We start from the raw sequence: 18,068 nt of genomic DNA, 5'->3' as shown, positions 1-18,068 counted from the left end.
TTTTGACTGATAGCCAAAGACACCCTTGACCTATGGGTTACCCATAGGTTCTACACTTGGATAGTCACTAGTTAACAAGCTGGGAGAACAGGTCATGAAAGTTAATGAGCTTGCCAAACGAGGCGGCGTTACCGCGGAGACCGTACGCCATTACGCTCGTGAACAGCTGCTTGCCCCCCAGCGGCACCCCGATAACGGTTATCAGCTATTTTCCGATGCCGACTTAGAGCGGCTGCGCTTTATTCAACGGGCGCGCAAGCTAGGATTTAGCGTGGCGGAGATTCGCGACATCCTGACCCACGCCGACCAAGGTGACTCCCCCTGCCCATTGGTACGCGACTTACTTGCCAGCCGACTACCACAAATCCGCGCACGCATTGCCGAGCTGGAAGCGCTAGCCGAACGGATGGAACAGGCCATGGAGAGCTGGCAGAAAATGCCCGACGGGTCTCCCGACGGCCACAGCGTGTGCCGCCTGATTGAGAGTTTTCCTGACTCCACGTCTACCAAGGAGGCCCCATGAGTGACTCCTCTACCGAAGCCGCCTCAGGCGTAAGCACTGCCAATGACGCCACCACACGAACCATCCCCGGCATGAGCTGCCAGGGCTGCGTTAAGCGTATGCGCGAGGCGATTCAAACTATCGACCCTGACGCTGATGTGATCGGCACGCCTAACGAAAAACGCCTTGAGGTGGTTTCGACGTTAACCGACGCCGAGCTTGATCAATGCTTGACCGAGGCGGGCTATCCGCCAACAGTCCCAAACGCTGCTGATAAGCAGCCAGATAACGCGCCACCCGCTGAAGCTGAAAAGGCTGCAAGTCATCCTTCCCATTCTCAAGGACATGGCCAGGGCAAAAAGCAGCGCTTGGCGATTAGCGGGATGACCTGCGCCAGCTGTGTCAAAAGCGTTCAAAAAGCGCTTGAACGTACCGAGGGTGTGGACACTGCCAGCGTCAATTTTGGCACCCACTCCGCCCAAGTGTTTGGCAGTACCGAGACCCAAGCGTTGATCGCCGCCGTTGAGTCAGCGGGCTACGGTGCCGAGCCAATTGTGGATATGCGGGAAGCCGAGCGCACCCGGGCAGAGCAGGATGCCAAGACCTACCAAAAACGACTGCGCGGCAGTGCTATCTCGCTGGCACTGGCGATCCCCCTCATGGTTAGCATGCTGTTTTTCCACCCTCATCCTATGGGGCTAGGACGTCTCTACTGGTTGGTGATTGGCCTATTAACCCTGGGCATTATGGCCTTCCCAGGGCGGCACTTTTTTGTCAACGCCTGGAAGCAGTTTAAGCATCGCCAAGCCAATATGGATACATTGGTTGCCATGGGCACCGGCACTGCCTGGCTCTACTCCATGACGGTGGTGCTGTTCGCACCATGGTTACCGGAAGTCGCTCAAGGCATCTATTTTGAAGCTTCCGCCATGGTGATCGGGCTGATTCTGCTCGGCAATGCCATGGAACTGCGCGCCCGAGGGCGCACTAGCAATGCTTTAAAGCGCCTGCTTGACCTACAGAGCCGAACAGCGCGGGTTATTCGCGACGGTCACGAGCAGGAGATTGAGATCGATGCCGTGCAAACGGGCGACCACGTTCGAGTGCGGCCCGGCGAACGCCTGCCTGTGGATGGCCGGGTAACCGAAGGCGAAAGCCATATCGACGAGTCGATGCTTACCGGCGAACCCCTACCCGTAGCGAAGCGTGAGGGGGATGAAGTCAGCGCTGGTACGGTGAATGGCCGTGGCGGGCTGGTTTATCAAGCAACGCGCGTTGGCGCCGACACCCGGCTGGGCCAGATTACCGAGCAGGTGGCGAGCGCTCAAAACTCGCGCCCTCCGATTGGCGAGCTAGCCGATCAGGTCTCCAGCGTTTTTGTGCCTGCGGTAATGATCATTGCCGTATTGACTGCCCTGGTGTGGTTCAACCTAGGGCCCGCTCCCCAAGTGATCCATATGCTGGTGACGGCGACCACCGTGCTGATCATTGCCTGCCCCTGCGCGCTGGGCCTGGCCACGCCAATCTCAACCATGATCGGCGTCGGTAAAGCGGCGGAGCACGGGGTGCTGGTGCGCAGCGGCGAGGCGCTGCAAACCGCGAGCAAGCTGACCACGCTAGTCGTCGATAAAACCGGCACGCTCACCCAGGGCAAGCCCAGCGTTACTGATGCACAGATGTTTGGCGTGGAGCAACCCACCGTGCTGGCGCTGGTGAACGCGCTTGAGCGCGGCTCCGAACACCCCCTGGCAGCGGCGTTAATGAACTACGCAGATGAACACAACGCACCTCCTGCCGAGGTTAATGGTTTCGACAGCGTGACCGGTGGCGGGGTAAAAGCCCAAACCGCTGATGGCAAAGCGCTGCTGCTGGGCAATGCGCGCCTGTTAAGCGAGGCCGGTGTGGATCTCAACGCGGGTGAAGAGCAGGCTCGCGCTCTGGAGGAGCGGGCCCGCACACTGGTTTATCTAGCGGTGGATGGAAAACTGGCCGCCCTGTTTGGCATCAGCGACCCGCTTCGCCATGACACGGTGGCCGCGATCAAGCGCCTGCAAAAAGATGGCTTAACCATCGTTATGTTAACCGGGGATAACGAGCACACCGCCAAAGCCATTGCCCGGGAGGTGGGCATTGATGAGTTTCGCGCGGGCTTGTTGCCTGAAGATAAGTACGCCGAGATTGAGCGCCGTCAAAAGGCAGGGGAAATCGTTGGCATGGTGGGCGATGGCATCAATGATGCCCCAGCGCTGGCCCGAGCGAATGTGGGCTTTGCGATTGGCCAAGGCACCGATGTGGCGATTGAGAGCGCGGGTATCACGCTAATGCGTGGTTCGCTGCACGGCGTGGCGTCTGCGATAGAGATCAGTCGCGCCACGCTGCGCAATATCAAACAGAACCTGGTGGGCGCCTTTGGCTACAACCTGCTGTGTATTCCTATCGCGGCGGGGGTGCTTTACCCGATCACCGGCATGCTGCTCTCACCGATGATAGCGGGCGCTGCCATGTCGCTCTCTTCCATCACCGTGGTGAGTAACGCCAACCGCTTGCGGCTGTGGAAAGCTAGCCAGGAGGACGCCTCATGAGTATATTGATCAACTTGGCAGGCCTGGGGATCATCGCGTTAATAGCGTGGTGGTTCTGGCTTAACTAAAAGTCTTTAACTCACCCCAATATAGCGCCCTGGCTTATGGTTCAGGGCGATAATCAGGTTGAGCGTCAGCGCCCCTAGTACCGAATAACCCACGCGATCCAACGGCAGTTGGCTCAGGGCTATCAGCAAGATAACGCCATCGATGGCGAGTTGAACGTAGCCTGCGCGCAGGCCGTGTTTATCCTGCAAGTAGAGCGCGAGGATATTGATACCTCCAAGGCTGGTACGGTGGCGAAACAGCATCAGCATACCAATGCCCATTAGCGCGCCGCCCATTAAGGCGGCGTAGATCGAGGGCACGCTGGCAAACTGTACCCAACCTTGGGTTAGCTCTGAAAACAGCGATACCAAACCGATGGCGGCAAAGGTGCGCAGGGTAAAACTCCAGCCCATGCGCTTCACCGCCAAGTAGTAAAACGGTAGGTTAATGGCAAAAAAGTACACCCCAAAACCCCAACCGGTCACGCTGCTGGTCATGTAGTTCAACAGCAGCGCCAAGCCTGCGGTACTGCCGGTTAGCAGTACCGCATGGGTGTAAAAGGTAACCCCCAGCGCGACGAAGAACGTCCCCAGCAGCATCGCCATGACATCTTCATAGGGACGATGCTGATCCGTTGGTAAATCTTCCACGCGCATGGGGCGTCCTTACTTAAATGGTTAGTAGATGATGCGATGTACCGCTTAAATTGGGCTGGCGTGCTCGACCATCAACTGCAGCGTCTCGCGGCCACGCCAGCGGTTGCGATTAAGTTTGTAAGCACAGTGCAGCGTATCTCCCACGTTAAACCCAGGCAGTTCTCCCGGCGTTAAGGCGCGAAACCAGATCGCTTTGCAGGTCACCGGGCCAGTGGAAAGCTCCAGCATCAGGTGCGCGCCGTCGGCACCCACCGGGCGCAGCGCCTCGACAATAAAGCGGCCTTCAAACAGCGGCGGGTCAAATTCCCGTCCGTAGGGGCCGAGCGTTTCGATCTCTTGCAGGGTGGTCAGCGAAAGCTGCGCCGTAGAAAGTTCGCCATCCGTCCAAAGGCGCGGATAGAGCGTTCGCCCCTCCAGCTGCTCGCCCACTGCCTGCAGGAAAGCCGCTTTAAAGGCGCCAAGCTGATCCCGTGGCACGCCCACGCCTGCCGCGCCACCATGGCCGCCAAAGCGCGGTAACGCCTGGGGCGCAAGCTCAAAGGTACGCTGTAGGGCATCGCGCAGGTGCAGCCCGTCAATCGAGCGGCCGGAGCCGGTTAGCATGCCCGGTGCCGAAGCTTGTGTTAGCACCAGCGCCGGGCGCCCGTAGGCCTGCACCAACCGCGAGGCGACGATGCCTTGTACGCCAGGGTGGCCATCTTCCAGCAGCACCACCACGGCGGGCTCATCGGCGGTTAACGCACTTACCGCCAGAGTGCGCGCCTCGGCGGCCATATCGGCCTCAATCGCTTTACGGGACTGATTATCCTGATCCAGCACGTCGAGCTGACGATTGGCGACCCCATCATTCTCGGCCAGCATAAAGTGCAGCGCCGCGTAGGGGTCATCCAGCCGCGAGCGGGCATTGATGCGCGGCCCCATCTGAAACGCTAACGTCTCGGCGTTAAACGGCACGCTGTCGGCACCTAGTCGAGTGGCCATGGCACGCCAGCACGCCGCATCCATCCGATTGATCAGCTTTAACCCTTGATTAACCACCGCGCGGTTGGCGGGGCTGCCACCCAATGACACACAGTCAGCCACAGTGCCCAATGCTACGTAGGAGAGCCAGGGCGACAGCTTGGGCGTCGACTCTGACAGCGCTCCCCACTCAATCAGCACACCGCGCGCCAGTGACATCAACAGCCATGCCACCATACAGCCGGCGATGGTTTTGTCAGGGTAGTCACAGTCCGAGCGGGTCGGATTTACGCAGGCATAAGCAGAAGATGGTGGCCCCTCGATAGGCAGCGCATGGTGGTCGCTGACCACCACATCGATACCCGCCGCTTTTAGGCGCGCGATCCGTGGCTCATCGGAGCTGCCACAGTCGGCGGTAATCACCAGCGTTGGAAACGGCTTTTGCGCAAGGGTGCGCTCTACCAGCGGTAGGCTAATCCCGTAGCCGTCGTGAATACGATGGCCGATTAGACTGTGCAGCTTGCCTTCTGGCACCCCAAACAGCTCCACCAGCGTGCGCCGGATCACCACATGGGAGGTAATACCGTCCACATCGTAATCGGTGAGAATACCGATCGCCTCGCCCTCTGCCACCGCCTGAGCGATACGTTCGGCGGCGCGACGACCGTCGGTAAGCTTCTCCGGGTGGGCCAGATAGCGCAGGCTGGGCGAGATTAGCGGCAGCAGCTCGCCGCTGTAGCCGGGTAAGCGCGAGGCTAGCAATCGCGCCTGCAGTTCGCTTAACCCTTCCGCTTGTGCACGGGCATAAAGCGCCTCGTCCACAGGACGAGGCTCTAAGCGAGGCCGGGTGGTGCTATGGGGTAAATCGACGGTTGAGGTCATTAACACCTCAACGCCGGTTTTCCACAACAAACTGCTGCACGGCGGCAAGCTCGGCGGGTAGAACGGTATAGCGCTCCTCGCGCTCAATGAGGTCTTCCATATGCGGCGGCAGTGGCACGCCCAGGAAGCCCGCTTTCACCACGGCTTCGGCAAACTTGGCCGGATGCGCAGTCGCCAGGGTAATCACCGGCGTTGACTGATCAGCCCGGGCGCGCTCAGCGGCAATATAACCGGTCGCCGTATGCGGATCGAGCATCTCACCGGTGCGCTTATGAGCGTCACGAATCACTTCCAGAATCGTTGCATCGTCCACGCTATAGCTTGAGAACTTCTCGCGCAGCTTGGCCAGCGGCGCATCGGCCAGAGCAGAGGGCTCCTGCTGGAAGCGCTCAAGCAGGGCTGCCACGGCCATACCGTCGCGGTCGTAAGCATCAAACAGCAGCCGCTCGAAGTTAGACGACACCACGATATCCATGGAAGGCGCCAGCGTCGCCGCCAGCTCTTTTTTGGAGAAGTCGTTGGCGGTCAGGGTGCGGTGCAGAATATCGTTGGCGTTGGTGGCGATGATGAACTGCTTCACCGGCAGGCCCATTTTGTAGGCCATATAGCCCGCAAACACATTGCCAAAGTTGGCGGACGGTACGCAGAAGCTCACTTCACGATGCGGCGCGCCTAGCGCGACGCCTGAAGCGATGTAGTAAACGATCTGGGCCATAATGCGCGCCCAGTTGATCGAGTTGACCGCCACCAGGCGCGTGCCGTTTAGGAACGTTTGATCGGCAAAGCTTGCCTTGACCATTGCCTGGGCGTCGTCGAAATTCCCTTCGATGGCAATATTGAAGACGTTATTGGCCAGTACCGAGGTCATTTGACGACGCTGAACTTCTGAGACCCGGTTGTGCGGGTGCAGAATAAAGATATCCAGGTTGTCGCAGTGGCGGCAGCCCTCAATCGCCGCGGAGCCGGTATCGCCTGAGGTCGCGCCCATGATCACTGCGCGCTCGCCGCGCTTTTTCAGGAAGTGATCCAGCAAGCGACCCAGCAACTGTAGCGCCACATCTTTGAACGCCAGCGTCGGGCCATGAAACTGCTCAAGCAGGAAGTGGTTGGCATCTAGCTGCTTAAGCGGCACGACCGCATCGTGATTAAACGTCGCGTAGGCTTCGGTCACAATGCTGTGGAACGTGGCATCGTCGATTTCACCGTTCACAAATGGCTTCATCACCCGGAAGGCGATCTCCGCATAGGAGAGCCCGGCCATCTCGACGAGCTCTTCGCGGGAGAATTCAGGCAGTGTTTCCGGCACATATAGGCCGCCGTCGCTGGCCATGCCGGTAAGCACTACTTCTTCAAAAGAGAGCGCGGGCGCCTGCCCACGCGTGCTGATATAGCGCATCTGGGCTACTCCCCTTCGTCCAGGCTTTCCACGCGAATGCGTGTTAGCGGCCCGGCGATATCGGCCATCGACTCAATTTCACGAATCGCTTCGTTCATCTGCTTCTCTTTGGTGCGGTGGGTCAGCAGAATGATCGGCACTAATTCACCCTCGGTCGCTTCTTTCTGAATCAGCGCTTCGATAGAGATGCCCTGCTCGGCCAGAATCGTTGCCACTCGCGCCAGCACACCGGGGCGATCTACCGCCAGCAGGCGCAGGTAATAGGCGGTGGTAATGTCTTCCATCGGCATGATGGGTAGCTGGCTTACATCTTCGTCAATGCCGCTGAACGCCAGGTAAGGCACGCGGTAGTGGTGATCGGTAGAGATATCCCGCGCTACGTCGAGCAGATCGGCCACGACCGCTGAAGCAGTCGGCTCTGCGCCCGCACCAGCACCGTAATAGAGCGTCGGGCCAACTGCGTCGCCCATGATCGCAATGGCGTTTTTCACACCATGCACATTGGCCAGTAGGCGCTCTTTAGGAATCAGCGTGGGGTGCACGCGCAGCTCCAGGCCTTGGTCGGTGCGTTTGGAGATCCCCAGATGCTTGATCACATAGCCAAGGTTATCGGCCTGCTCGACATCTTCCGCGGTAATCCGCGAAATACCTTCGGTAAAGGCTTTCTCAAACTGCAGCGGCACGCCGTAAGCAATCGAGGCCAAAATCGTCAGCTTGTGCGCGGCGTCGATACCTTCCACATCAAAAGTGGGATCGGATTCGGCGTAGCCCAACGCCTGGGCTTCCGCAAGCACGTCTTCAAAGGCACGGCCTTCGTCGCGCATATGGGTAAGAATATAGTTGCCGGTGCCGTTGATAATGCCCGCTACCCATTCGATACGGTTGGCACCCAAGCCTTCGCGCAACGACTTAATCACCGGAATACCACCCGCGACCGCGGCTTCAAACGCCACGATAACGCCCTTTTCGTGGGCAGCCTTGAAGATTTCGTTACCGTGCACGGCAATCAGCGCTTTGTTGGCGGTGACCACGTGCTTGCCGTTGGCGATCGCCGTCAGCACCAGTTCGCGAGCGATATCGTAACCGCCAATCAGCTCCACCAGAACATCGACATTGGGGTTGGTGGCAACTTCAAACACATCAGAGGTGGCATTGATGCCGGTAATATCGCAGTCAGGATGAATACTGCGGTGAGCAACCTGCTCAATCACAATAGGACGGCCAGCACGACGCGCAATATCGTCAGCGTTGCGGGTCAATACGTTAAAGGTGCCGCCACCGACAGTGCCTAAACCACAAATACCTACTCTTACCGGTTTCAAAATACTTCCCCTTTCGTGTCGTGCACCTGGTGGTGCTGGTCTTAAATTTAGTCTTAAAAGCGGTTTTATAAGCTCTTAACCACGCGCGTTAAGACAGTATCTCAGCGTTGTATGCCGTCTAATCGTTGCGGCACTACTCATCGTCATCCAAGCCTAACATGGCGGTGAGCCGCTCGGGTGGCACAAATCCAGGGACCAACTGCCCATCGGGCAAAATAATCGCCGGTGTCCCCTGCACGCCCAGGGCTTTACCCAGCTCATATTGGCCAGCTACCGGATTGTCGCAGTCTGCCGCGCTGGCAATAGCCTCGCCTTCTTTGGCTTGAGTCATCGCTTCGCTGCGATTATCTGAGCACCACACCTGCTTCAGCGTGTTGGCGGCTTGGCTCCCCATGCCCGCACGAGGAAACGCCAGATAATGAACGGCGATACCGCGCTCATTTAGGTCGGGAATCGTTTCGTGTAAGCGGGCACAGTAAGGGCATGTGGGGTCGGTAAACACCGTGACAGTTGCCTTCGGCTCATCAGCTCCGCGGAAGATCACTCGCTCACTTTCAGGCACTGCGGCCAGTGCATCGGCACGCTCTTGGTTCTGTTCCTGCTCGGTCAAATTGATCAACCCATCGGGCGCATTTTCATATAGGTCGCCGACCAGGAAGTGGCTGCCGTCTGCATTGGTGTAAAACGATTCGCCGCTCTCCAACCGCACGTGGTAAACGCCATCCATCGGTGTTTCGGTGACCGCTTCCACGGGCATCGACTGGCCATTGACGCTCAGTGATTCAACCAGTCGATCTGCCACGTCGTCAGCCTGGGCAGCGGAAGGTAACAGGCTGGCGGTTAGCAAACACGCCAGCATCGTGGAAGGTGTTAGTAAAGGTAGAGTTACAAAACGGCGTTGACGCATCTTCAATTTAACCTCGTGGGTGATGTTCTGCATGTAGGCTTTCCAAGCGGGCCTGGGCTACATGGGTATAAATTTGGGTCGTCGACAGATCACTATGACCTAGCAGCAGCTGTACGACCCGCAAATTGGCCCCATGATTCAATAAATGGGTGGCAAATGCATGGCGAAGCGTGTGAGGTGACAGTGGGCGGGTAATCCCTGCCGTTATTGCATGCACCTTAATACGATGCCAAAACGTTTGCCGAGTCATGGCCTTATCGCCCCGGCCTGGAAACAGCGCGGGGCGTGTTGGGTCGCTCATCAAGGCCAAACGCGCAGTCTCCATGTAGTGCGCAATCCAATCTGCGGCCTCTTCACCCATGGGCACCAGGCGATCCTTATCGCCTTTACCGCGCACCCGCACCACGTTTTGGCGCAGGTTGACCGCATCGCCGGTGAGCCCTACCAACTCAGACACCCGCAAACCGCAGGCGTAAAGCAGTTCCAGCATGGCGCGGTCACGGACGCCCAGCGGCGTATCGGTATCTGGCGCTAACAGCAGGCGCTCTACCTCGTCCTCTTCCAACGTATTAGGCAAGCCGGGTATGACTCGCGGCAGCTTGATGTCGGTGAGTGGGTCGCTCGTCACCTGGTTATTAAGACGCCCCCAGCGGTAGAAGCTGCGCAGCGTCGACAGCAATCGGGCATTGCTGCGCAGTTGATAGCCTTCTTCTCGGCGGCTGGCCAACCACTCACTAAGGCGTTCGGGCGGCGGTGCCAAGAGGGCTTCACCGTGGTTCTCCAGGTGACTTTGCCAGGCGGTTAAGTCACGCCGATAGGCGGCTAACGTATGATCGCTGGCGCCCTGCTCAAGCCAGAGAGCATCCAAAAAAGCATCAATAACGCTCATACGTTAGTCACCTCCAGTCGCTTTTATTGAGCGACATAAACAAAACCCCGCCCCGCAAAGCGGTGACGGGGTCTTGGTATCCAGGCGAGACGCAGATCAAAGTACTGCGCTCGCCTTGGGAACAGTGGCGGTTTAAGCCAACTTTTCCTTGATACGTGCAGAACGACCGCTGCGCTCGCGCAGGTAGTAAAGCTTGGCTTGACGCACGTCACCACGACGCTTGACTTCGATGGAGTCAACCAGCGGGCTGTAGGTCTGGAAAGTACGCTCTACGCCAACGCCGTGAGAAATTTTACGCACGGTGAAAGCGGAGTTCAGGCCACGGTTACGCTTACCGATGACCACACCTTCAAACGCCTGCAGACGCTCGCGAGTACCTTCTTTTACTTTTACCTGAACGACAATGGTGTCGCCGGGGGCAAAGGCAGGAATTTCCTTGCCCATTTGCTCAGATTCGATCGCCTGGATCACTTTGCTTTTGCTGCTCATCATCATACTCCTGAATAACGTGTTGGCTTGACCGCTCAATCATGGGTGGCGGAAGCCGTGATCCCGGCGCTCGAAACGAGCTACGCGGGAGTCGTTATGGGTGACACAGGTGCGCTTTTTCGCCCTGCACCGCCGCTCTGGCCTAATTAGTGGACAGAGCGTGTTCCTCGATAAACTCGTTCAACAGCTTGCGCTGTTCGGCATCTAACGGCCGCCCTTCCAACAGATCGGGACGACGCTGCCATGTACGGCCTAGCGACTGCTTTAACCGCCAGCGCTTGATGGCTGCATGATTACCGCTTAACAGCACATCCGGCACCTGGCGCCCGTCAATGACTTCTGGACGGGTATAGTGCGGGCAGTCTAACAGACCGTCATTAAACGAGTCTTCGACAGCGGAGTCCTGATGGCCCAGCACGCCGGGAATCAGCCTTGCCGCTGCATCGATTAGCACCATTGCTGGCAGCTCGCCGCCGCTCAACACATAGTCGCCAATCGACCACTCTTCATCGATGTCACTCTCCACCACGCGTTCATCAATGCCTTCATAGCGTCCTGCCACGACCACTAACGGCCCGGCGGAAGCCAGTGCTTGAACGCCCTGCTGATCCAGTGTACGCCCCTGGGGCGAGAGGTAGATCACCGTCGGCACTAAGCCGGTGGCTTGCTGCGCCCGTTCCCGGGCTGCAAAGATCGCTGCGCGCAGAGTGTCGACTTTCATCAACATGCCTGGACCACCGCCATAGGGGCGGTCATCGACGCTGCGGTGGCGGTCAGTGGCGTAATCCCGCGGATTCCAAAACTCCAGTGCGATACGCTGTTTCTCTACCGCTCGCCCGACCACGCCCTGTTGCGTTAACGCGTCGAACATTTCGGGAAACAACGACACCACGCCAATCCACATTGCAGGCGCTACTGCTTCACTCTCCGTTTCCGGAGCGTTGCCACTATCCAACTCAGTTGAGCCGGAAGATGCATCATTACTCAAACTGTTCATAAGTTTGGTCAAAACTCAGGGTCCCAATCGACGACCATGCGGCCCTCTTGGGAACTGATTTCAACAATGACATCATCTGGCAAAAATGGCAGCAGTCGCTCGCGCTTGTCGATTGCGTCTGAATCGCCGCGAACCACCATGACATCGTTGGCGCCGGTTTCAAACAGGTAGCTTACCCGCCCTAACCGCTCGCCGGCCTGAGTGAAGACCGTCATGCCTTCAAGCTCATGCCAATAGTATTCGCCGTCAGAAAGCTTAGGTAGTGTTTCTTTGGGCATCAGGATGTCCGTTTGGGCTAATGCTTCCGCCGCACTACGGTCATCGACCCCTTCAAGCTGCACTACAATTCCCTTGCCCTGTCGACGCCCCTGAACAATGCTCATGCGCTTAAGGGTTTCACCTTGGCGCACCCACCATTCCGGGTATTCGAGAATGCTGTCCATCGGGCTAGTGTAGGAGTACACCTTGAGCCAACCTTTCACCCCATAAGGGCTAGTCAGCTTGCCTAGCACCACATGCTTGTCGTCAGTTTGGCTTATTTCAAAACGCGTCATTGACGACCTCAGCTAACCCAGCATTCATCTAATATCACACTACAGAACCCACAATGCAGACTTAAGCCTGTTTGCGTGCTTCTTTAACCAGCTCAGCAACACGACCAGACAACTGGGCGCCTTGGCTCTGCCAGTGAACAACGCGATCTAGGTCAACGCGCAGACGCTCTTCCTGGCCACGGGCAACCGGGTTGAAGAAGCCGATACGCTCGATGAAGCGACCGTCGCGGGCGTTACGAGAGTCAGTAACGGTCAGGTGGTAAAAGGGACGCTTCTTGGCGCCACCACGGGCCAAACGAATGGTAACCATACGATAACTATCCTTCGGTTGAGGTTACGAGAGTATGTTGTTAGCGCAAACCGCTATCGGAACACTCTTCGTGCTGTTTTCTTGGCGCTAAGCCCACATAAGGCATGCTTAGTACCATTAAGGCCTTCACTGAGACTGTTACCGCTACGTTTTTAACGTATTTTAGGCAACACCCACGCATGAAGAGGCCGCATTCTACGCAAATGCGCTCGGCTTGGAAAGCCTGACAGCCAGAAAACTCACAGGCCGTCAACCTCACCAAGCGCATCAGCACGTTACTGTTAGTGTTTTAACGCCGCGGCAATCCGCCTGGGCCACCCATACCGCCCATGCCGCCGGGCCCACCCATACCTCCGGGCCCGCCTGGGCCACCGCCGCCCATCATGCCGGACATGCCGCGCATCATTTTCTGCATGCCGCCCTTCTGGCCCGCTTTCTTCATCATCTTCTGCATCTGCTTATGCTGCTTAAGCAGACGATTAAGATCAGGCACTTGCAGACCGGCACCCGAGGCAATACGGCGCTTGCGCGAGCCATTGATAATATCCGGCTTGCGGCGCTCTTTGGGCGTCATGGAGTTGATCAGCGCTTCTAATTTGCCGAGCTCTTTCTCAGGACCTGGGCCTTGAGCCATCTCAGCCATCTGCCCCATACCCGGCAATTTGCCCATCAGGCCACCCATACCGCCCATCTTCTTGAGCTGCTGGAGCTGGTCGCGAAAATCTTCCAGGTCAAAGCCATCACCCTTCTTGACCTTTTTGGCCAACTTCTCGGCTTTGGACTTATCGACGGTGCGCTCGGCTTCCTCGATCAGCGACAGCATGTCGCCCATCCCCAGAATGCGCGAGGCAACCCGGTCTGGATGGAAGGGTTCTAGGGCATCGACTTTTTCACCGACACCCATAAACTTGATCGGCTTGCCGGTAATGTGGCGTACCGACAGCGCCGCACCGCCGCGGGCATCACCGTCCGCCTTGGTGAGGATCACCCCAGTTAGCGGCAGCGCTTCGCTAAATGCCTTGGCAGTATTGGCGGCATCCTGGCCGGTCATGGCGTCAACGACAAACAGCGTTTCCTGAGGCGAGACTGCTTTATGCAGCGCCTGGATCTCCGCCATCATGGCTTCATCAATCGCCAGACGGCCGGCGGTATCGATCAGCACGACATCGTGAAACTGGATTTTGGCGTGCTTGATGGCCGCTTCGGCAATCGCTACCGGCTGTTGGTCAGAGCGTGAGGGGAAGAAATCCACCTCGACTTCTTTTGCCAGGGTTTCGAGCTGGTCGATAGCCGCCGGGCGATAGACGTCGGCAGACACCACCAAGACTTTCTTCTTCTCCCGCTCGCGCAGGTAGCGGGCCAGCTTGGCCACAGAGGTGGTTTTACCCGCCCCCTGTAGGCCGGCCATCAATACAACGGCGGGTGAGCCTTTAAGCACAAAGCCGTCGTTGGCTTCGCCCATAATCGCTTCCAGCTCTTGCTGGACGATTTTGACGAACTGCTGGCCAGGCGACAGGCTTTTGGACACTTCCTGCCCTACCGCCCGCTCGCGAACGCGCTCGATAAACTCCTTGATGACCGGCAGTGCTACATCGGCCTCAAGCAGTGCGCGGCGCACTTCGCGCAGGGTGTCTTTTATATTGTCGTCAGTCAGGCGAGCCTGACCTTTAATCGACTTTAACGTCTGGGAAAGACGCTCGCTTAGATTCTGAAACATGGGGCCTCTGCCTCCGTCACTGCCGTCGGCGCGCACGCCCTGGACTAATTAGTAAAAAGATTATACGCGCTCACGCTTAGAGTCTCCATGGGGTGCATTGAGCGCCATACCTATTTTCCTACGTTTGCCCTGCTGGGCGACGCCGCTTGGATTAGTTATAGTAGTTGGATAGATTCTCGTCGTAATCACACTTAATACGTTTATTTATTCACAGCAACGCGCTGCAAGGCGCACGGATAGCATCATGCAGGCGCTCCCTTTCGCCACGATTGCTTTTGTTTTTTATGTTGCCGCTGCCATTTGGCAGGGCATGGCGCTCTTCCGGCGCGTGCCGCCCCGCCAGGGCATGGTGCGCCTGCTCGCCGTGTTGGGCTTGCTGTTGCATATTCCTGTGGTGGTCAAATTAGTCGGCCAATCCCCTGGGCTACTGCCCAGCTTTACCACCAGTGCCACGCTACTGATGGCGGTGGCGGTTAATGTTGTGTTGGTCGCCAGCCTGTTTAAACCAGTGCTTAATGCAGGCATTGCACTGTTTCCGCTAGCAGGCATTGCGCTCATTGCTGCCACTTGGCTACCGAATCAAGGCGGCCATACGGGACTAACGCCAGGCATTTTGTTGCATGCAGTGAGCTCTGCCCTAGCGTTTGCCGTATTGGCCATTGCCGCCGCACAAGCCGTGCTGGTTGGCCTGCAAAACCAAGCGCTACGCCATCATCATATTCGCGGCATAGTGCAGTCGCTACCGCCGCTGACCACCATGGAGCGCGTGCTTTTTGAGTTGATCTGGGCGGGCATCATTCTATTAACGCTCTCCATCGCGAGCGGCCTTATTTTCCTGGATAACTTTTTTGCCCAACACTTGGCGCATAAAACCGTGCTTTCGCTGCTGGCTTGGGTAATCTTCACGACACTGTTGATTGGTCGTTATCGTTATGGATGGCGCGGCATGCGTGCCGTACGCTGGACACTGGGCGGCTGCGGCCTACTCGTACTGGCCTATTTCGGCAGCAAGTTTGTACTTGAGGTTTTACTCAATCGATAACTGCTCAACCGCAAACGGGGCGCAACCACGCCTTTGGTTGTCTTGACACACCACTCGCGACCTTCTACAAATCGAGCCTAATACGCCACAAAGGACTTTTCGACTTGAGCGACGACTTCCCCCTGGGGTTACTGTTCGGCCTGCTAGCCTTACTGATAGTGCTTTCTGCTTTCTTCTCCAGCTCTGAAACCGGCATGATGTCGATTAACCGCTACCGCTTGAGTCATCAAGCCAACAGCGGGGATCGCAGAGCCAAACGGGTCATGCGCCTGCTCACACGCCCAGACCGCCTGATCGGCGTTATCCTGATCGGCAATAACTTCGTCAATAACTTGGCAGCGTCGATCGCCACCATTATTGCCATTCACTTCTTTGGCGATGTATCAGGGCCTGCTATCTCCACCGCCCTGCTGACCATCACGATTCTGATTTTCGCCGAAGTGACGCCGAAGACCTACGCCGCGATTAAGCCCGAGCGGATTGCTTACCCGACGTCCTATGCCCTTGAACCGCTGCTGAAACTGCTCTACCCGCTGGTATGGCTGGTTAACGTGATGTCTAACGGCCTGCTCCGGCTAGTGGGCGTTAAAAGCGTCGATAACGGCGGTGACAGCCTAACGCGTGATGAACTGCGCACGGTGGTACATGAAGCCGGCACGTTGATTCCCTACCGTCACCGCGCCATGCTGCTGTCGATTCTTGACCTTGAGAACGTTACGGTTAATGACATTATGGTGCCTCGCCATGAAGTTCTGGGCATCGACCTGGATGACACGCTGGAAGATATTTTGACGCAGATTCGTACCAGCCAGCACACTCGGCTGCCGGTCTATAAAGGCGACATCAATAATATTATCGGCATGCTGCATTTGCGTAATGCGGCACGCTTTCTATCCCGGGATGAAGTCACCAAGGCATCCATTGTTCAGGAAGCCCGCGAGCCCTATTTTATTCCCGAGTCGACACCTCTCCATACCCAATTGCTCAACTTTCAAAAGCAGAAGCGGCGTATTGGCATCGTGGTAGATGAGTATGGCGATGTTGAGGGCTTGGTCACGCTGGAAGATATTCTGGAAGAGATCGTTGGTGAATTCACCACCGATGTCTCTGAAGATGAAGAGATTCACCAGCAGGACGACGGCAGCCATGTGATCGAAGGCACCGCCAATATTCGCGAAATTAATAAGATGCTCGGCTGGCAGCTTCCTACCGATGGCCCCAAGACGCTTAACGGGCTAATCCTTGAACACCTTGAAGCTTTTCCGGAAGGCCCGGCGTGCCTGCAGATCGACAATATGCGCATGGAGATTCTAGAGATCCGAGACAATCTCATCACCTCGGCACGCTGCTGGCAAAAAATACGCCTGCCACGCCGCTAGCCAGTTACAAGCAAGTGTTAATGACGGTTGGCAAGATCCTGGTCAGCTGCCGCTTTTAACGCCCTTACCCTTGCCTCTAGAAACCGCCGCAGCGCCATATCATCAGCATCCAGGCGATTGAGCGGTGGGCCAAAGTGCAAGCTGACCGGCGCACGAAACCGCTTGGGGTATTTCTTCAGCGCCTTACCACCATGGTGAGACGTCCAGGAACCCCATAGACCCGCCAATCCAGCAGGGATTACCGGCACATCGTCCCGCGCCAGGATTGTCTCCAAGCCACGGCGAAAAGCGTGAATCTCACCATCGGGGGTCAATCGACCTTCAGGAAATACCATCACGACCTGACCCTGACGAAGGGCTGCGCTCACGTCATCCAAAGCGCGCCTAAGCGCGCCGGGGCTGCGGCGCTCAGACTCAATCGGAATAGCGCCAACCAGCTGGAACCACCACTTCAGCCAAGGGGAATCAAAAATCGGCTGATCCATAACAAAGCGCAGTGGCCGAGGGCTAGCACCGCCGAGCACTAAGGCATCCATAAAGCTTACGTGGTTACACACCACCAGCGCCGCGCCGTGTTTGGGAATATGGTGGCGCCCATGAACCTGCAGCCGGTAGCAAAGGCGCATGGAGATAAAAATCAGCCAGCGCAGCACCTGGCGAGTCACATTGACCCACCCCGTCACGTTGCCGCCTCACGGTGGCGTAAGCCAGCCAGAATGGTGCTCATCAGCTGGTCGAGCAACTCGTCCACTTTTAACTGCTGCCCCTGCCAGTAGCCCAAGCGCTCATTAAGGCCAAGCTGAACGAGTCCGTGTACGCTGCCCCACAGAGTGCGCCCCAATCGACGCGCTTCAAGGTCATCCAACGCAGGCTGATAGGATTTGAGCGATGCTTCCACCTGCGTAAACAGCGCTTCAATCAAATCGCTCTGGCGCTGATCAAGCTCACCCTCTTTTGCTAACGGGTAATCGAAAAGTAATTGCCAGCGGTAGCAGTCTTGTTCAGCGAAAAGCCAGTAGGCACGGGCTAGCGAACGTAACCATGGCTCAGGCTCATCATCCACTAAGCTAGTAATGGTGTGCTGCAAGCGCGCCAGCGTTTCCACATTGACGTGCTGCAACAAGTTATTGAAGCTGCCATATAGTTTGAGTAGCGTGCTGGGGGCGCAGCCAACTTCCCTGGCCAGAGCACGCAGTGAAAGACCATGGACTGGCTGCTCAGCCAACCACTCATCACAAGCGTGCATGACCTGCGAATGGAGGGCATCGGGCGCATGCTGTCTAGGACGGGCCATGGCGATCTCTTAAGGTCAACGGCAAACGAGGAGGAATGCCTCACTGCACTTTAGCGGGAGTAAGGGTTACTATAGGATACCTTACATCGAACACTGTTTTCGACACTAAAACACTACAATTCGTGCTTAATTGCGCGAAGTC

At 57.2% G+C, this 18,068-nt stretch carries 17 protein-coding genes; 4 read left to right on the top strand and 13 right to left on the bottom strand.

Annotation, left to right across the window (positions count from 1 at the left end; translation table 11 throughout):
- The first annotated feature begins 94 nt into the window (after positions 1 to 94).
- Positions 95 to 523, top strand: a complete 429-nt coding sequence (locus CXF87_RS18355) for a MerR family transcriptional regulator (protein ID WP_101147685.1) — start codon at positions 95 to 97, stop codon at positions 521 to 523.
- Positions 520 to 3,084, top strand: a complete 2,565-nt coding sequence (locus tag CXF87_RS18350) for a heavy metal translocating P-type ATPase (RefSeq protein WP_101147684.1) — start codon at positions 520 to 522, stop codon at positions 3,082 to 3,084. The genes CXF87_RS18355 and CXF87_RS18350 overlap by 4 nt, the downstream gene beginning before the upstream one ends.
- A gap of 74 nt (positions 3,085 to 3,158) precedes the next feature.
- On the opposite strand, the gene CXF87_RS18345 is transcribed toward CXF87_RS18350, so the two are convergent.
- The 11 genes from CXF87_RS18345 to ffh all read right to left on the bottom strand — a co-directional run bounded on the left by CXF87_RS18345 (position 3,159) and on the right by ffh (position 14,211).
- Positions 3,159 to 3,788, bottom strand: coding sequence for a YitT family protein (locus tag CXF87_RS18345; protein WP_101147683.1), 630 nt, complete (start codon positions 3,786 to 3,788; stop codon positions 3,159 to 3,161).
- Positions 3,789 to 3,833: 45 nt separating this feature from the next.
- Complete coding sequence (locus CXF87_RS18340; protein ID WP_101147682.1) at positions 3,834 to 5,630, bottom strand: single-stranded-DNA-specific exonuclease RecJ; 1,797 nt, start codon at positions 5,628 to 5,630, stop codon at positions 3,834 to 3,836.
- A 7-nt stretch (positions 5,631 to 5,637) separates the two neighbouring features.
- Positions 5,638 to 7,026 carry a threonine synthase gene (gene thrC / locus CXF87_RS18335; RefSeq protein WP_101147681.1) on the bottom strand — a complete coding sequence of 463 codons (1,389 nt, stop codon included), beginning with the start codon at positions 7,024 to 7,026 and terminating at the stop codon, positions 5,638 to 5,640.
- A gap of 5 nt (positions 7,027 to 7,031) precedes the next feature.
- Positions 7,032 to 8,348, bottom strand: coding sequence for a homoserine dehydrogenase (locus CXF87_RS18330; protein ID WP_101147680.1), 1,317 nt, complete (start codon positions 8,346 to 8,348; stop codon positions 7,032 to 7,034).
- A gap of 133 nt (positions 8,349 to 8,481) precedes the next feature.
- Complete coding sequence (locus tag CXF87_RS18325) at positions 8,482 to 9,288, bottom strand: DsbC family protein (RefSeq protein ID WP_101147679.1); 807 nt, start codon at positions 9,286 to 9,288, stop codon at positions 8,482 to 8,484.
- Positions 9,263 to 10,144 (bottom strand): site-specific tyrosine recombinase XerD, encoded by an 882-nt coding sequence (gene xerD / locus CXF87_RS18320; protein WP_101147678.1) that lies wholly within the window; start codon positions 10,142 to 10,144, stop codon positions 9,263 to 9,265. The genes CXF87_RS18325 and xerD overlap by 26 nt, the downstream gene beginning before the upstream one ends.
- Before the next feature lie 132 nt (positions 10,145 to 10,276).
- Positions 10,277 to 10,633, bottom strand: a complete 357-nt coding sequence (gene rplS / locus CXF87_RS18315; RefSeq protein ID WP_008958726.1) for a 50S ribosomal protein L19 — start codon at positions 10,631 to 10,633, stop codon at positions 10,277 to 10,279.
- Positions 10,634 to 10,775: 142 nt separating this feature from the next.
- Complete coding sequence (trmD, locus tag CXF87_RS18310) at positions 10,776 to 11,537, bottom strand: tRNA (guanosine(37)-N1)-methyltransferase TrmD (protein WP_101147695.1); 762 nt, start codon at positions 11,535 to 11,537, stop codon at positions 10,776 to 10,778.
- Positions 11,538 to 11,638: 101 nt separating this feature from the next.
- Entirely contained in the window at positions 11,639 to 12,184 is a 546-nt protein-coding gene (rimM, locus tag CXF87_RS18305; RefSeq protein ID WP_101147677.1) for a ribosome maturation factor RimM, read from the bottom strand.
- A gap of 61 nt (positions 12,185 to 12,245) precedes the next feature.
- Positions 12,246 to 12,494: a 30S ribosomal protein S16 gene (gene rpsP / locus CXF87_RS18300; RefSeq protein ID WP_007111767.1), complete on the bottom strand. Its 249-nt coding sequence runs from the start codon at positions 12,492 to 12,494 to the stop codon at positions 12,246 to 12,248.
- Positions 12,495 to 12,783: 289 nt separating this feature from the next.
- Positions 12,784 to 14,211 carry a signal recognition particle protein gene (gene ffh / locus CXF87_RS18295; RefSeq protein ID WP_071695239.1) on the bottom strand — a complete coding sequence of 476 codons (1,428 nt, stop codon included), beginning with the start codon at positions 14,209 to 14,211 and terminating at the stop codon, positions 12,784 to 12,786.
- 244 nt (positions 14,212 to 14,455) lie between these two features.
- On the opposite strand from ffh, the gene CXF87_RS18290 reads away from it, so the two are divergent.
- Positions 14,456 to 15,253 (top strand): cytochrome C assembly family protein, encoded by a 798-nt coding sequence (locus CXF87_RS18290; protein ID WP_101147676.1) that lies wholly within the window; start codon positions 14,456 to 14,458, stop codon positions 15,251 to 15,253.
- Positions 15,254 to 15,357: 104 nt separating this feature from the next.
- Positions 15,358 to 16,632, top strand: a complete 1,275-nt coding sequence (locus CXF87_RS18285) for an HlyC/CorC family transporter (RefSeq protein WP_008958731.1) — start codon at positions 15,358 to 15,360, stop codon at positions 16,630 to 16,632.
- A 17-nt stretch (positions 16,633 to 16,649) separates the two neighbouring features.
- Here CXF87_RS18285 and CXF87_RS18280 read toward each other — a convergent pair whose 3' ends face one another.
- Together CXF87_RS18280 and CXF87_RS18275 are read right to left on the bottom strand one after the other, a co-directional pair.
- Positions 16,650 to 17,315, bottom strand: a complete 666-nt coding sequence (locus CXF87_RS18280; protein WP_008958732.1) for a 1-acyl-sn-glycerol-3-phosphate acyltransferase — start codon at positions 17,313 to 17,315, stop codon at positions 16,650 to 16,652.
- Complete coding sequence (locus CXF87_RS18275; RefSeq protein ID WP_101147675.1) at positions 17,312 to 17,926, bottom strand: TetR/AcrR family transcriptional regulator; 615 nt, start codon at positions 17,924 to 17,926, stop codon at positions 17,312 to 17,314. Before CXF87_RS18275 ends, CXF87_RS18280 begins: the two co-directional genes overlap by 4 nt.
- Positions 17,927 to 18,068 lie beyond the last annotated feature (142 nt).

This window comes from Halomonas sp. MES3-P3E (assembly GCF_002836035.1).
GTDB classification, from domain to species: domain Bacteria; phylum Pseudomonadota; class Gammaproteobacteria; order Pseudomonadales; family Halomonadaceae; genus Vreelandella; species Vreelandella arctica.
This window is presented reverse-complemented; position numbering and strand designations above follow the sequence as displayed.

Bases quoted from the DNA above. Each gene is read 5' to 3' on its own strand.
- CXF87_RS18355 (WP_101147685.1), top strand. From the start codon at position 95: ATGAAAGTTAATGAGCTTGCCAAACGAGGCGGCGTTACCGCGGAGACC.
- CXF87_RS18350 (WP_101147684.1), top strand. From the start codon at position 520: ATGAGTGACTCCTCTACCGAAGCCGCCTCAGGCGTAAGCACTGCCAAT.
- CXF87_RS18345 (WP_101147683.1), bottom strand. From the start codon at position 3,788: ATGCGCGTGGAAGATTTACCAACGGATCAGCATCGTCCCTATGAAGAT.
- CXF87_RS18340 (WP_101147682.1), bottom strand. From the start codon at position 5,630: ATGACCTCAACCGTCGATTTACCCCATAGCACCACCCGGCCTCGCTTA.
- thrC (WP_101147681.1), bottom strand. From the start codon at position 7,026: ATGCGCTATATCAGCACGCGTGGGCAGGCGCCCGCGCTCTCTTTTGAA.
- CXF87_RS18325 (WP_101147679.1), bottom strand. From the start codon at position 9,288: ATGCAGAACATCACCCACGAGGTTAAATTGAAGATGCGTCAACGCCGT.
- xerD (WP_101147678.1), bottom strand. From the start codon at position 10,144: ATGAGCGTTATTGATGCTTTTTTGGATGCTCTCTGGCTTGAGCAGGGC.
- rplS (WP_008958726.1), bottom strand. From the start codon at position 10,633: ATGAGCAGCAAAAGCAAAGTGATCCAGGCGATCGAATCTGAGCAAATG.
- trmD (WP_101147695.1), bottom strand. From the start codon at position 11,537: ATGTGGATTGGCGTGGTGTCGTTGTTTCCCGAAATGTTCGACGCGTTA.
- rimM (WP_101147677.1), bottom strand. From the start codon at position 12,184: ATGACGCGTTTTGAAATAAGCCAAACTGACGACAAGCATGTGGTGCTA.
- rpsP (WP_007111767.1), bottom strand. From the start codon at position 12,494: ATGGTTACCATTCGTTTGGCCCGTGGTGGCGCCAAGAAGCGTCCCTTT.
- ffh (WP_071695239.1), bottom strand. From the start codon at position 14,211: ATGTTTCAGAATCTAAGCGAGCGTCTTTCCCAGACGTTAAAGTCGATT.
- CXF87_RS18290 (WP_101147676.1), top strand. From the start codon at position 14,456: ATGCAGGCGCTCCCTTTCGCCACGATTGCTTTTGTTTTTTATGTTGCC.
- CXF87_RS18275 (WP_101147675.1), bottom strand. From the start codon at position 17,926: ATGGCCCGTCCTAGACAGCATGCGCCCGATGCCCTCCATTCGCAGGTC.